General features: G+C 31.9%; 13 protein-coding genes and 1 pseudogene. All 14 read left to right on the forward strand.

Translation table 11 applies throughout. The annotated features are described in order from the left end of the window. Positions 1-220 precede the first annotated feature (220 nt). The 14 genes and pseudogenes from KPL38_RS14220 (at position 221) to KPL38_RS14285 (ending at position 14804) form a co-directional block, all read left to right on the forward strand. Positions 221-997 (forward strand): IclR family transcriptional regulator, encoded by a 777-nt coding sequence (locus tag KPL38_RS14220; protein ID WP_216289807.1) that lies wholly within the window; start codon positions 221-223, stop codon positions 995-997. Positions 998-1143: 146 nt separating this feature from the next. Continuing rightward, complete coding sequence (locus tag KPL38_RS14225) at positions 1144-1908, forward strand: fumarylacetoacetate hydrolase family protein (protein ID WP_216289808.1); 765 nt, start codon at positions 1144-1146, stop codon at positions 1906-1908. A 1-nt stretch (position 1909) separates the two neighbouring features. After that, entirely contained in the window at positions 1910-2872 is a 963-nt protein-coding gene (locus tag KPL38_RS14230; RefSeq protein WP_216289809.1) for a C-terminal binding protein, read from the forward strand. Positions 2873-2890: 18 nt separating this feature from the next. Then, positions 2891-3841, forward strand: coding sequence for a sugar kinase (locus KPL38_RS14235; protein ID WP_216289810.1), 951 nt, complete (start codon positions 2891-2893; stop codon positions 3839-3841). 106 nt (positions 3842-3947) lie between these two features. Further along, entirely contained in the window at positions 3948-4973 is a 1026-nt protein-coding gene (locus tag KPL38_RS14240; protein WP_216289811.1) for a DctP family TRAP transporter solute-binding subunit, read from the forward strand. 84 nt (positions 4974-5057) lie between these two features. Beyond that, a complete protein-coding gene (locus KPL38_RS14245; RefSeq protein WP_246577979.1) occupies positions 5058-5552 on the forward strand; it encodes a TRAP transporter small permease in 495 nt (164 codons plus the stop codon). Continuing rightward, a complete protein-coding gene (locus KPL38_RS14250; RefSeq protein WP_216289812.1) occupies positions 5545-6828 on the forward strand; it encodes a TRAP transporter large permease in 1284 nt (427 codons plus the stop codon). The genes KPL38_RS14245 and KPL38_RS14250 overlap by 8 nt, the downstream gene beginning before the upstream one ends. A gap of 36 nt (positions 6829-6864) precedes the next feature. Then, complete coding sequence (locus KPL38_RS14255) at positions 6865-7881, forward strand: zinc-dependent alcohol dehydrogenase (protein WP_216289813.1); 1017 nt, start codon at positions 6865-6867, stop codon at positions 7879-7881. 47 nt (positions 7882-7928) lie between these two features. Further along, positions 7929-8582: a bifunctional 4-hydroxy-2-oxoglutarate aldolase/2-dehydro-3-deoxy-phosphogluconate aldolase gene (locus KPL38_RS14260; protein ID WP_216289814.1), complete on the forward strand. Its 654-nt coding sequence runs from the start codon at positions 7929-7931 to the stop codon at positions 8580-8582. A gap of 46 nt (positions 8583-8628) precedes the next feature. Further along, positions 8629-9078: a ribose 5-phosphate isomerase B gene (rpiB, locus tag KPL38_RS14265; RefSeq protein WP_216289815.1), complete on the forward strand. Its 450-nt coding sequence runs from the start codon at positions 8629-8631 to the stop codon at positions 9076-9078. A gap of 29 nt (positions 9079-9107) precedes the next feature. Continuing rightward, positions 9108-9866, forward strand: a pseudogene (locus KPL38_RS14270) (SDR family oxidoreductase). Between the two features lie 280 nt (positions 9867-10146). Beyond that, entirely contained in the window at positions 10147-11214 is a 1068-nt protein-coding gene (locus KPL38_RS14275) for a DUF1646 family protein (RefSeq protein ID WP_216289816.1), read from the forward strand. 131 nt (positions 11215-11345) lie between these two features. Next, entirely contained in the window at positions 11346-11990 is a 645-nt protein-coding gene (locus KPL38_RS14280) for a bifunctional 4-hydroxy-2-oxoglutarate aldolase/2-dehydro-3-deoxy-phosphogluconate aldolase (RefSeq protein WP_216289817.1), read from the forward strand. Between the two features lie 966 nt (positions 11991-12956). Further along, entirely contained in the window at positions 12957-14804 is a 1848-nt protein-coding gene (locus tag KPL38_RS14285; RefSeq protein ID WP_216289818.1) for a DUF4158 domain-containing protein, read from the forward strand. Positions 14805-14901 lie beyond the last annotated feature (97 nt).

The following is a 14901-nucleotide window of genomic DNA, read 5'->3' on the forward strand; positions in this document are numbered from 1 at the left end:
TTATTACATTAGAATTTTTAAGGAATCCACTATTTTTACCATATATTTGCTTGAATGTTAGTCAGCTTTTCTTAACGGTACTTTTGCACAAATTGCGAGCCCTACCCCTATAATAAAAAAAATTTAATACTACTATTGCAGGCTGAAAACGATTGTAGTATAATCTAATTGTAGTTATTAATGAAATGTAAACTCACAATGCGAAACAAAGGATGATACTATGAATGAGAATTACACTATACAGGTTTTAGAAAGAACATTTCAAATAATAGATGTCATTGCAAGTTATCCTAAAGGGATATCACTTGCTGATATCTGTAATGCATCAAAATTAAATAAAACTACTGTATTTAGAATATTAGCTAACCTACAGCAGTTTGGGTATGCTAATCAAAATATTCAAGATGGTAAATATAGATTAGGATATAAATTTGTAGAAATTTCTACCAATATATTATCCGAATCTGATATTAGAAATACCGCGCACCCATATCTTGAAAAGCTTTCAAGTGTTACTTCAGAAGTTGTTCATTTAATAGTACTTGATGGTTATGATGGGGTTTATATAGATAAAGTTCATAATCCATCTAATCCAATAAGTATGCGCTCACGGGTGGGTAAACATCTTTTATTACATTGTACATCTGCAGGCAAAGTACTAATGTCAGGGATGAGTGAAACTGAAATAGATGCGGTTATAGAAGCTAAAGGTTTAATTAAAAAAACTGAAAATACAATAACAAACCGAGATACCCTTATGAAAGAATTAATAAAAGTTAAAAATCAAGGTTATGCTGAGGATGATATTGAAAATGAAGAGGGAATAAGATGTTTAGCTGCTCCAATATTTAATTACAAAGGTGAGATTGCTGCAGTGGTAAGTATAGCGGGTGTAATCCTTAGTGTTACAAAACAAAGAATTCCAGAATTAGCTTTTGTTTTAAAAGATATTACTTCTCAAATTACTAAAGAATTTGGAGGAAAACCATTATATTAAAAATTGGTTTTCTTCCAAATTAAATAATAGTTAAATAGTGAAACAGTGTTTCATAATATAAAATAGCAAAATCAAGTAATCTTAATTAAGAGAGGAAGATAAAAAAATCATGAAAAAAAACATGAAATTCTTAAGCGTTAATTTATATGAGTAAATATCTAAGAGTTAAAAAGGGTGAGAAAATTATATATTGCATTATGGAAAATGATCTGCTGAGAGAAATTAAAGGAAATATTTATTCGGATTATATATTAACAAACAATGTATATAAGCTGGATGAAGTTAAAATATTAGCACCTTGTGAACCATCAAAGATAATTGGTATTGGACTTAATTACTATGATGCAGTTAAAAAAAACAATGCAAAAGTCCCTGTTGAACCTGTTGTATTTTTAAAACCTTCCAGTTCGATTATAAGTACTGATGAGCCTATAATATATCCTAAGCTAAGTAATTCTGTTACTTATGAAGTAGAATTGGCTGTTGTAATAGGGAAAAAGACTAAAAATGTTAGCTTGGAAAATGCATTGGAATATGTTTTTGGATATACCATTGCAAATGACGTTACTTCAAAAGACCTTCTTGGAAAGTATGGACCATGGGACGTAGGTAAAGGTTTTGATACATTTTTACCAGTAGGGCCATGGATCGTAACTGGCATAGATCCTTCAAATTTAGTAATTAGTATGAAACAAAATGATGAAACTACACAAATTTCCAATACAAAGGAAATGATTTTTAATGTTGAAAGTATTATAAGTTATATTTCAAGTATAATGACTCTATTACCAGGAGATATTATAATTACTGGTACTCCTGCAGGGGCTTCTGAGCTAAACGCGGGAGATATACTTGTAGGGAGTATAGAAAATATTGGTGAATTAAAAAATAATGTATTAGGAGGAATTTAAAATGTCAAAATTCAAAGTATATGTTGCTGATTATGAGTACGAATCCTTGGAAAATGAAAAAAGAGAAATATCAAAATTGGATGCAGATTTTGTGGCAATCCAGTGTAAAACAGAGGATGAGGTAATAAGTAAGGCTAAAGATGCTGATGCACTTTTCGTTCAATATGCACCAATAACAGATAAAGTATTTGAAAATCTTAAAAACTTAAAAGTAATTATACGATATGGTGTTGGAGTTGATTGTGTAGATTTAGAGTCAGCAACAAAACATAATGTATATGTATGTAATGTACCTGATTATAGTGTAGATGAAGTATCAACTCATGCAGTTACATTAATTCTTACGAGCTTGAGAAAGATTCAACTTTTGTCAAGTAATGTAAAGAATGGAGTATGGGATTATAAAATTTCAATGCCTATTCATAGGATGAGCACTTTAACACTTGGAATAGCTGGCTTTGGAAGAATTCCAAGACAAGTTGCAAAAAAAGCTAACGCATTTGGATTTAATATAATTGCATATGATCCGTTTGTTAGTGAAGAAGTTATTAAAGAGTATGGAGCATCCAAGGTGGATTTTGATACTCTTATAAAAAATTCAGATATAGTTACGATTCATATACCTCTTATTAAAGAAACTCTTCATCTTTTCAATAAAGATATCTTTTTAAAGATGAAAAAGGGAGCATACATTATAAATACATCAAGAGGACCATTAATTGATGAAAAAGCACTTATATTTGCTCTTGATAATGGAATAATTGCTGGAGCAGCTCTTGATGTTTGCGAAAAAGAACCCATTCAGGTAGATAACAAATTAAAACAATATGTAAACGTTATAATAACTCCACATGTAGCTTGGTATTCTGAAGAAGCTCAGGTTGATCTTCAGAGAAAAGCTGGGGAAGAAGTTGTTAGAGTACTTAGTGGAGACAAGCCACTTAATTGTGTAAACATAAAATAATTTTGGAGGCGAAAATTTATGCTAGATGTAATTACACTAGGAGAAACAATGGTGTTAATGTCCCCCACTACAGGAGGGTCACTAAAATATGCGAATAGTTTTAATAAGCAGATAGGCGGTGCAGAATCAAATTTTGCTATTGGAATTATCAGATTGGGACATAGTTCGGGATGGATAAGTAAGGTAGGTAATGATCCTTTTGGGGAATATTTATTGAGTTTTATTCGTGGTGAAGGTGTGGATGTGTCAAAAGTAAAAATAGACAATCAAGCACAAACAGCTATCTATTTTAAAGAATTTCATGAGCTTAAAGATCCAACAGTTTATTATTATAGAGCTGGTTTAGCAGCCAGTAGAATGGAGCCAGAAGATTTAGATGAAGACTATATTTCTAAGGCAAAGATTTTACATTTAACTGGAATTACACCAGCATTAAGTGAAAGTGCAAAAAAAACCATATATAGGGCAATAGAAATTGCAAAAAAACATAATGTAATGGTTAGTTTTGATCCTAATATCAGAAGAAAATTGTGGAAGGACGAAGAATGTAGACAAGTATTACTAGATTTAATTACTAAGGCAGACATTGTGCTTCCAGGTATTTCAGAATGTGAGTTTTTGTTTGGTGAAAGTAACCCCGAAAGAGCATGCACAAGATTATTATCTATGGGGCCTAAGATTGTTGCAATCAAATTAGGTAAAGATGGATGTATTGTGGCAGATAAAAATAGCAGTCAAAGAGTAAAAGGAATGGTAATAGAAAAGGTAGTTGATTCTATAGGCGCAGGTGATGGATTTGATGCTGGATTTATTACGGGAATACTAAATAATTGGGATATAGAAAAATGTGGGAAATTAGCAAATGACGTTGGAGGGTTTGTTACAACAGTAAGAGGCGATATAGAAGGGCTTCCTACTTTAAGTGAAATAAAGGAATTCAGAGGAGAATTAAATGTAATAGATAGATGATAAGTATGTTGCAATAAATATAGTTAAAAACTATCTAGATATAAAGGTATTCAATTTAATAAAGGAGTGGTATTTTTTATATACTAAAAAACAGGGGGAAAATATTATGATGAATCTAAAAAAAAGATTAGCATTGTTATTAGGTGGATTTATGATTTTCACAGTTACAGGGTGTGGTAAATCAAGCGTTACTTCGGAAAAAAGTAAAACTGGTCAAGAAAAAACGGTAACACTTAAATTCTCAAATGTAACTTCCGTTTCAGCTAAAGCGGGAGCAGCAAAATTTAAGGAAATAGCGGAGAAAGACTCAAAGGGATCAGTTAAAATTAAGTTATACCCAGACAACCAACTTGGGGACGACCGAGTTGTTATTGAAACAACTCAGTTTGGTGACATTGATATTGGTGTTAGTTCAACTAGCCCAATAGCTACGATGTATCCTAATTTTTATCTTTTCGATGCGCCATATTTATTTTTAAATAATAAAGAAGCATATGCAGGTCTTGATGGTAAGGTCGGTAAGAATATTTTGAGTGGAATGGATAAGATTGGATTAAAAGGACTTGCATTTTGGGAAAACGGGTTCCGTAACTTTACTGACAGCAAAATTGCAGTCCGTAAACCTTCAGATGTTAAAGGATTAAAGATTCGTACGATGGAAAACGAGGTTCATATAGCAGCATGGAAAGCGTTAAGTGCAAATCCTACTCCTATGGCATTTACAGAATTATTCACAGCACTTCAACAGGGAACTGTAGATGGTGAGGAAAATCCTCTAGGTATTATTGATGCTAACAAATTTGCTGAGGTTCAGAAATATGTTTCTTTAACACAACATGTTTATACGCCTTATGTTGTAACAATGAATTTGAAAAAATATAATTCATTGTCAGATAATCAAAAGGCTGCAATTACAAAAGCAGCTGTAGAATCAACAAAAGTTCAACGAGAAGAATCACAAAAGATTGAGAAAGAAATTTTGAAGAAGTTTAAATCACAGAGTGTAACTGTATTGGACTTAACAAGTGATGAGAAAGCGGCATTCCAAAAGATCATGGCTAACCCTAAAGTTTTAGATTTGGTAAGAAAAAAGATGACAAATCCAGAATATATTAATGAAATTAAAAAGTAATTATAAAAAATAAAAACCTCGGATTTCTATCCGAGGTTAAGAATTAAAGAATATTAATTAGTAGTTTAGGAGAGGGTGAAATTATTGAAATTAATAAAACTGATTGATGATAAAATAGAAATAGCAATATGTGTAGTGCTTATATCATTGATGACAATTCTTGTTTTTGTCCAAGTAATTATGAGATATGTAATGGGAAATTCGCTTGTATGGTCGGAAGAATTAGCAAGATATTTATTTATTTGGTTAATTTATATTGGAATTAGCTATGGAGCTAAGATTATGAAACATATTAAAATAGATGCTTCATTAAAACTTTTCCCTCTAAAAATTAGACCAGTTACTGTAATAGTTGGTGACACATTGTTTTTAGTATTTTCATTATTTATAACATTTTCTGCCTTTTTAGTTGTACAGAAAGAGATAACTTTAGGCCAAACTTCTCCAGCTATGCAGTTACCTATGTGGATTATTTATGCTGCTCCTATGATTGGATTTGCTTTGACATCTATTAGACAAGTACAAACAATCATATATCGAGTACATAAACTGAGAAAAGGGGGAGAAGTTGATGGTTAGTGCAGCTTTATTTATTAGTCTTATTGTTTTTCTTATATTTAATGTACCAGTAGGTATCGCTATTGGGCTTTCTTCTTTAGTTGCAATTATTGCAGGTGACACACTTTCCTTAGGTTATTTACCGCAAGCATTAGTTACTGGTACTGATTCTTTTGTAATAATGGCAATACCATTGTTCATTCTTGCAGGTGATTTAATGGGAGCGGGTGGTGTTTCTAAACGTATTTTAAATGTTGCGAATTTGTTCTTTGGTAGAATAACAGGAGGGCTTGCAATTGTAACGGTTGCTGTATGTATGTTCTTTGCAGCTGTTTCCGGTTCTGGACCTGCAACAGTTGCTGCGATAGGATCTATGGTTATTCCTACTATGATAGAAAATGGATATAGTAAAAGTTTCACATTGGCATTGATTGCCACTGCCGGTACTATAGGGGTAATAATTCCACCTAGTATACCAATGGTTATTTATGGTGTTGCTACGGGTACTTCTATCAGTTCTTTGTTCATGGGAGGATTCTTGCCAGGATTCTTAATTGGGGGTGCATTAATTGCCTATTGCTACTTTTATTGCAAAAAAAAGGGCTGGAAAGGTCAAGAAGACAAGTTTTCATGGAAAAAGGTTGTGGTTGTAACTTGGGATGCTAAATGGGCTTTGGTTAACCCTCTTATTATTTTGGGTGGTATTTATGCTGGAATATTTACTCCAACTGAGGCAGCAGCTGTAGCAGCTGTGTATGCATTCATTTGTGGTGTATTTATATATAAAGAATTAAATTTTAAAAAATTAATTAGTACAATTGTAAATTCATGTTCAACAACAGGAACAGTAATGGTTATCCTTGGATGTGCAACTGCTTTTACAAAAATACTGACGCTTGAACAGGTACCAGAGACGGTTGCAAGTATGCTTATTAATTTAACAGATAATCGAATGGTTTTATTATTATTAATTAATGTTTTATTATTGCTTGTTGGTTGCGTAATGGATACCACTCCAGCAATGATGATATTGGCACCAATATTATTACCAGTTGCAATTTCTATAGGATTAAATCCAGTTCACTTTGGACTTATTATGGTTGTCAATTTGGCAATTGGTTTTATTACACCACCGCTAGGTATAAATCTGTTTGTTGCTGCAAGGGTTGGTGAGGTGCCACTGGAAACAGTCACGAAAGGAATTATTCCTTTCATAATTATAATGATTATTTGTTTAGCTGTAATTAGTAATATTCCACAGATTTCATTGTTTTTACCTAATTTATTAGCTAAGTAATTTAATTTTTAAAAAATACAAAGGAGTGAAATTAATATGAAGGCATTAGTTTATACTGGGCCCAAAAAAGTTGAATTAAGAGATATAGTAGAACCAACGTTAAAAGATGGAAATATTAAATTGAAAATAATGTATTGTGGTATATGTGGATCTGATATTGGCATATATCTTGGTGCACATCCAAGAGCAAAAGCACCTTTAGTTCTCGGACATGAGTTTTTAGGAAAAGTAATTGAAGATGGTAAGAAGTTTAAAAAGGGTGATAGAGTTGTTGCTTACCCTCTTCTATCCTGTGGTTATTGTCTTCCATGTCGCACAGGTAATGCACACGTTTGTAACACATTAGGGTTACTAGGAATTGATGTTGATGGTGGTTTGTGTGAATATGTGTCTGTAGATGAGGACGTACTGTACAAGGTTCCGGATAATATATCTGATATAGCAGCTACTGTTATTGAACCCCTTGCGGTTATTGTAAGAGCGATTCACCAAAGTAACTTTAAATCACTTGATGTTGTAGCAGTTATCGGAGCAGGTCCAATAGGAATGATTACAGGTATGATGTTAAAACATATGGGAGCTTCAAAGATTTTCATTTCTGATATTGATGAAAATCGTATTGAAAAAGCAAAAGAATTTGGCATGATTCCTATTAACCCAAAAACAGAAAACCTAGAAGATATAACTAAAGCTGCTACGGGTGGTGAAGGTGTTGATGTGTTGTTTGAGTGTAGTGGTGCTGAAATTGCAGCAATTCAAATGACTGATATCACAAGAGTTGGTGGAAACATTTGTATGGTGTCTGTACATAAAGCACCTCACAATGTTAATTTAAGAGATATTAACTTTAAAGAACAACATTTAGTTGGTACTAGAGTATATACAAGGGAAGAATTTAGGCAAGCTGTTGAATACTCCTCCATGATTAAATATGATTTGGAAAAAATTATTTCTCATATTGTTCCATTAAAGGATAGCGAAAAGGTATTTGATATGATTGCTGACCCTAGTTGTGCCACTGTTAAAGTTATTGTGGATTGCACAAATATTTAATAAGACAACAAGAAGACTACTAATTTTAATATAAGCGAGGTCAAAACATGGCTAATATAATAAAAGATAAAATTTTAGAGAATAAAATAATAGCTATTGTTAGAGGAGTCAGCAAAAATAATATTCTTAAAACAGTAGAATCACTTTTAAACGGTGGGATAAAACTTATTGAGGTTACTTATAATCACGAAAGTAAAAAGAGTTTAGAAGAAACTTTACAGATGATTAAAATGATCAATAATGAATACAAGAGCGATGTGATTTTAGGCGCAGGTACTGTACTCACAGCAGAACAGGTGATTAGAGCAGTACAAGCAGGTGCGGAGTATATTATATCACCTAACACGGACATTGAAGTTATTAAAAAAACAAAAGAACTACTTAAAATTTCCATTCCTGGAGCCTTTACAGCATCCGAGGTTGTAACTGCATATAACTTGGGAGCAGATCTCGTTAAGCTCTTTCCGGCTGGATTACTAGGAACTGAATATATAAAAGCTATACGTGGACCATTGAATCATATTCCACTTCTTGTCACAGGTGGTGTCGATTTAACCAATATAAATAAGTTTATGAAAGTTGGAGCAGCGGGAGCAGGTATAGGCGGAAGTCTTGTAAACAAAGCAAATATTGATGAGGGTGAATTTCACAAAATAAAACTGATGGCACAGGAATATGTATCAGAAATTAAATGTAGATAGTGTGTATTGATGTCAATTCACAATGCAGAATCAAAGGGAGAAATAAATGAAAATTGCAATAGGTAATGACCATGCTGGGTTACTTCTTAAGAATTTTATAACTAATTTTTTGAAAAGTAAAGGTATTGAAGTTATTGATTATGGTACAAATGAATTATGCCATTGTTATTCAGCACCTATAGCTGAAATGGTAACTAAATCAATTTTGTGCGGAAAGAGTGACAGAGGAATATTAATTTGTGGAACGGGAGTAGGAATGTCCATTGCTGCTAATAAATTTAAAGGAATAAGATGTGTTGTATGTTCAGATCCATATACTGCACAAATGTCAAGGAGCCATAACAACACTAATATTTTAGCAATTGGTGCAAGGGTTCTAGGAAGTGAATTAGCACAGTTCATTGTAGAAATTTGGGTTAACACCGATTTCGAAGCTGGAAAAAGAATAAATTCGTATAATCTAATATCGGAAATAGAAAATAAAAATTTCAAATAAAAGATTTCATCATAAAAAAGAGAATAGCAATGAATAAATTTGATTTAACCGGGGAAAAAGCTATCCTAACAGGAGGTACCAGAGGACTTGGGTATGGAATGGCGGAAGGGCTTTTAGAAGCTGGGTGTGAAGTGGCAATTATCGGTTCTTCCGATAAGACATTTGCAGTAGCAGCAACTTTTGTTGAAAAAGGATATACATGCTATGGCATAAAAGCAGATTTAAGAGACAGGCAAGAAAATTACCGGGCTTTTAATGATTGTCTAGCAGCGCTGGGTGGTGATTTGGATATTATGGTGACAGCGGCGGGAATTCAAAGAAGGCATAGTGCAGAGAATTTTCCCATTGAAGAATGGGATGAGGTTATGAGTATCAATCTTAATTCAGTATTTACTATGTGCCAATTGGCAGGTTGAATTATGATTAAAAAGGGCTCTGGGAAGATTATTAATATAGCTTCAATGTTAAGTTTCTTTGGTGGATATACGGTACCTGCTTATGCAGCAAGCAAGGGTGGTGTCGCACAACTTACTAAGGCACTTGCTAATGAGTGGGCAGGAAAAGGAATTAACATAAATGCACTTGCACCTGGATATATGGATACAGAAATGAATGTGGCTTTAATTAATGATCCAGGACGTAATAGTGAAATTTTGAACCGTATTCCAGCTGGTCGATGGGGAACTCCAGAAGATATGAAAGGCATTCTTGTACTTCTTGCATCAGAATCTTCCAATTATCTTAATGGAGCCATAATTCCTGTGGATGGTGGTTATCTCAATAGATAATAGAAAATTACAATTAATTTTCTCAAATTAAAACATATAATCAAAGATTTTGTTATTAACCAAGGAAAGAGATTGTTTAAGTATAGAAATTGATATATACATTGAAATGGTCTCTTTCAATGTATAGTTTCATATTTAATTAAATGGTTAGAATACAAAAATAATAAGAGATACTGAAGTATGTAAGCAAGAACACATTCCAATTATTTTTTAAGCAATGACTGGGAATGTAAATTTAGACATGTGTAATATATTTAAATAACAAAGTTGGAGGATTATTATGTTCATTGGATTAGTAATTATACTATTAATGGTTCTTACACTACCTTTTGTTGTAAAAGAAGTTGAAAACAATCTGGAGGTATTTCTATTTGTAATGGGATTTTCTGCCACAATAATCGCTGGAGTTTTAAGTGTTAATTTTATTTTAGAGGTATTTCAAAACAAGTTACTCTATTTTATAACCTTTGCTGTACTTATTGCAGGACTAATTTTTAAAGCCTTAAAGGAAAGGGTAAAGGGTATTATTAGCAATATTTTAAAAAGAGTTCCACTTAGGTTATTTGTTTTTTTAATTATTGTAATACTGGGACTAGCTTCAAGTGTCATAACAGCAATAATTGCTGCATTACTATTGGTGGAAATTGTTAATGCTATGCCCATTACAAGAAAGGATAAGGTAAGTATAGTTATAGTTGCATGTTTCTCAATTGGACTAGGTGCAGTACTTACGCCTGTTGGAGAGCCATTATCAACTATAGTTGTTTCAAAGCTTAATGCTAACTTCTGGTATTTAGCAAAATATTTAGGTTGCTATATTATCCCAGGGGTTGTACTTATGGGTATATTAGGGGCATTCATGGTTAAAACAGATGACGTGAAGGTAGAAAATGATTTTAAGACTATAAATCATGAACATGATGAGACTGATGATTCCCTTGAACCAGACATAGAAAATGAAACCTATGGGGAAGTATTTATAAGGGCATTTAAAATATTCATATTTATATTTGCACTTGAACTTTTGGGAGCAGGTTTTAAGCCACTTATAGATACTTATGTAATTAGTCTTGATAGTAGGCTACTTTATTTCATTAATATGATATCTGCTGTACTTGATAATGCAACGTTAGCCGCTGCTGAAATAAGTGTAAAAATGACACAAATACAAATTGAATCTGTGCTTATGGGACTTTTAATCAGCGGAGGTATGCTGATTCCTGGAAATATACCAAACATTATATCTGCACATAAGCTTAAGATTAACAGTAAGGAATGGGCAAAGATTGGAGTTCCTGTGGGATCTGCATTAATGCTTTTATATTTTGTTACTATATTCATATTATAAGTAATAGTAATTGAGAAATTCATCAAAATTTTCAGCGAGATGCTAGTTTAAAAAATTTTTTACAGTAATTTAAGCTACTAAGTATTAATTTAAAGTTTTAGTCGAATTAAAACTTGAAAGGGGTTAAAAATTTGAAAAGAATAGAAACAATTAAAAACATAATTAATAGCGGGGTTGTGGCTGTAATAAGAGCTGAGTCTAAAGAGCAAGGTATAAAAATAGTTGAGGCTATAAAAAAAGGGGGAATTAATGCTTTAGAAATCACTATGACAGTACCAGGTGGTTTAGATATAATAAAAGAACTCTCAGAAATATACAAAGATGAAAATCTTATAATTGGTGCAGGTACAGTATTAGATGCTGAAACTGCAAGGCTTTGTATATTAGCAGGAGCTAAATATATTGTAAGTCCAAGCTTTAACGCTGAAACAATAAAACTTTGTAATAGATATAGAATTGCGGTAATACCAGGTATTATGACAGTTAGAGAGGCCATTGAAGCATTAGAACTAGGAGTGGAACTCCTAAAAGTATTTCCAGGAAACGCTTTTGGGCCCTCTATAATCAGTTCATTTAAGGGACCACTTCCACAGGGAAATTTTATGCCAACAGGAGGAGTAAATCTTAATAATATAAAAGATTGGATAAAGGCAGGAGCTGTTGCGGTTGGAACCGGGGGGGATTTAACTAAGGGTGCTAAAACTGGTGACTACGATTTGATAACTAAGACAGCAGCCAAATTTGTTGAAGAAGTTAGATTAGCTAGGTTAATATAGGGGTAGTAACTGCAAAACGCGGATTTTATACGTTAAGACATATATTACCAAAACGCCGATATGTTCAAAGAAATTTTTGAATATATCGGTGTTTTAATTACTCTAAAGCATATTTTAAACATATTCCTTAAGAATAAGGGGTAGTAGGAGCATACGTGTCATGTACTGAAAAGTATTTGTTAAATATAGTATTTTACCTATGGTAATAAAGAAAGGCAACAATTCCTTTTCTAGTTGCAGAACAATATCTGAACATTTTTAGACTTTATTTCCTATTCTTAAAATTTTTTTTTCCAAATTGTGTGTTTTGCCCATCACCCCGAAAAGGTGGAATAGGCATATTATCCAAGGAACTTTTAAAATATTCTCAAAGTGATTCATATTCTTTAACTCTTCTATAAAAAGTATTATTTTTCATGTCAACAAGCTCCATAGCTTTAACGGCTTTATATTATCTTGTTTCCACTTCCTATAAAGAGTACAGCCGACATACGGGTAAAAACAGGCCACATGCTGGAATTACTATCCACATGTGGCCCATGTATTTTTTTATAGGTGTTACATCAAGTCTATTGGGGGTAGCATACGCAAAATTATATTTCGCACGCCAAGAGAAATTAAACCCATAAATGTAATATCTTAAAATTTAAAGCGTCTTATTTTGATTTAAATTAAATTTATACTCGCCTAAAAAAATTATATACTTCCATCCCAGTCGTGATATATTATTCAAGAAACTTTTGTCAAATCCAGCATTACACTTTAGAGGGGTATGAAGAACATAGCTGTCACCAGAAGCAATAGGAAATTTCTAATTTTCCATATATGAAAGTTCCGAATCTTATTTTGGAACTTAAACTTAGGTGTATTTAAAGCATTTTATTGAGTATTTTAGAGGCATATGGTAAGCTAATCTTAAAATAAGTTCCTACTCTTGACATTATAGGAACTTTCGAAAGGTGATATATGGAATCTAATAATAAAATTGATCAGGGCTTTAAATTTAGTGAGATAGAAATAGATTTTGTAAATAATAATAGAAAAGTAGAAACAAAAATAGGTTTTGCAGTTCTTTATAAATTCTTTCAAAATAATGGACGTTTCCCATATTCCAAGTTTGAAATTTCAAATGAACTTATTTGTTATATTTCTGAACAAATTGGAGTAGATAGCTCTTGTTATAATGATTATGATTGGAATGGAAAATCAATAATTAATCACAGAAAGCAAATTAGAGAGCTCTTCTTATTTAGAGAGTGTACTGTTCAGGATTATGATACGATTAAAATATGGATTTTGAGTAACGTCCTCCCTAAAAATGATGATTATGAATTAGTTAAGAAGGAAGTATATAAGCAATTCAAGGAACTAAAAATAGAACCAACCACACCAGAAAGAATAGAAAGAATAGTCAGTTCAGCTATAAATACATATGAAAATAATATCTTTGAAAGTATTTTTAATAAGTTGACAGTTGAAACTATCAAAAATTTCGACTTGTTCCTTGCTACTGAATCACAAAATAACAACATGGAACAAATAATATGGTTTAATGATTTCAATATTGATCCTGACGGTGCAAATATTAAAAGTGTTTTTAATGAATCTAATAAATTAAAAACTATTGAAGGTATGATGATACCAGAAGATATTTTCAAAGACATACCATCAAAGCTTTTAAAAAAGTATTATAAACGTAGTAAAGCTGAAAATATCAGTGAATTTAAAAGGCATCCGGATGCCATGAGAAATGGTCTATTAGCTATATTTTTTCATTTTAAATCAATGGAAATTAAGGATAATTTAGTAGATTTACTTATAAAAATACTGAACAATTTAGACACAAGTGCAAATAGAAAAATAAAAAAAGAACTTGCAGAGAGCACAAATTATACTAGGAATAAAAATAAATTACTTTTGAAAATTGCTAAAGCTGTTGTCGAGAGCCCAGAAGCTAAGACATGCGACTTAATATATCCAATAGCTGACGAGCAAAAATTAAAGGATTTAATTAATGAGTTAGAAAATAAGAGTGATGATATATTAAATAAGAAAAATTATAATAACATGATATCTTCCTATCAAAGGCATTATAGGCGTATTTTGCCGGATATAATAAATGCGTTGAATTTCAATTCAAATAATGATAAATATAAGCCTATAATAAAGGCAATAGAACTTATAAAGAAGTATTTAGATTCAAAATCACGTTATTATTCAAAGGATGAAATAGTTCCCATTGAGGGTGTTGTTAGACCTATGTGGAAAGATATGATAGAAGATAAATCGGGGAAAAATAACGCACTTAGAATTAAGAGAGCTAACTATGAATTGTGTGCCTTGCAGGCTTTAAAGGATAAGCTTCGCTGCAGAGAGGTTTGGATAAGTGGCGCTGATAAATACAGGAACCCTGATGAGGATCTTCCAAAGGACTTTGATATAAAAAAAGAGGAATACTACTTAGCAATAAATCAGCCTTTAGATGTAAATGACTTTATTGAAAAGATAAAATCATATATGAAGGATTCTTTATCTAAGCTAAATAAGACTATTCCTAAAAATGAAAAGGTTAAAATCCTAGATATAGGAAATGGAAGAATAAAAATTTCGCCATCTCCAAAACAACCAGAGGCAAAAAATCTTTTGAAATTGAAACGTGAAATATCAAATCGTTGGCCTGATTTGAATTTATTAGATGTTTTTAAAGAAGCTGACTTAAGAATTGACTTCACAAAACATTTAAAAACTAGCGCAACTCAAGAAAGGTTAACCCGAGAAATTATAAGAAAACGTTTGTTAGTTGTAGACTTGTAGTTTAATATATCCTGATAATATAAGTGATTTGCAAATTTAAGTAACCTTTAAAATATAAAAAGGATAAATGAATGTGTTAATTAAATTTAACATTCCT

This window comes from Clostridium psychrophilum, assembly GCF_018861705.1.
In the GTDB taxonomy this organism is placed as follows: Bacteria; Bacillota; Clostridia; order Clostridiales; family Clostridiaceae; genus Clostridium_AD; species Clostridium_AD psychrophilum.

Coding starts and splice junctions, on each gene's coding strand:
- KPL38_RS14220 (WP_216289807.1), top strand. CDS start 221: ATGAATGAGAATTACACTATACAGGTTTTAGAAAGAACATTTCAAATA.
- KPL38_RS14225 (WP_216289808.1), top strand. CDS start 1,144: ATGAGTAAATATCTAAGAGTTAAAAAGGGTGAGAAAATTATATATTGC.
- KPL38_RS14230 (WP_216289809.1), top strand. CDS start 1,910: ATGTCAAAATTCAAAGTATATGTTGCTGATTATGAGTACGAATCCTTG.
- KPL38_RS14235 (WP_216289810.1), top strand. CDS start 2,891: ATGCTAGATGTAATTACACTAGGAGAAACAATGGTGTTAATGTCCCCC.
- KPL38_RS14240 (WP_216289811.1), top strand. CDS start 3,948: ATGATGAATCTAAAAAAAAGATTAGCATTGTTATTAGGTGGATTTATG.
- KPL38_RS14250 (WP_216289812.1), top strand. CDS start 5,545: ATGGTTAGTGCAGCTTTATTTATTAGTCTTATTGTTTTTCTTATATTT.
- KPL38_RS14255 (WP_216289813.1), top strand. CDS start 6,865: ATGAAGGCATTAGTTTATACTGGGCCCAAAAAAGTTGAATTAAGAGAT.
- KPL38_RS14260 (WP_216289814.1), top strand. CDS start 7,929: ATGGCTAATATAATAAAAGATAAAATTTTAGAGAATAAAATAATAGCT.
- rpiB (WP_216289815.1), top strand. CDS start 8,629: ATGAAAATTGCAATAGGTAATGACCATGCTGGGTTACTTCTTAAGAAT.
- KPL38_RS14275 (WP_216289816.1), top strand. CDS start 10,147: ATGTTCATTGGATTAGTAATTATACTATTAATGGTTCTTACACTACCT.
- KPL38_RS14285 (WP_216289818.1), top strand. CDS start 12,957: ATGGAATCTAATAATAAAATTGATCAGGGCTTTAAATTTAGTGAGATA.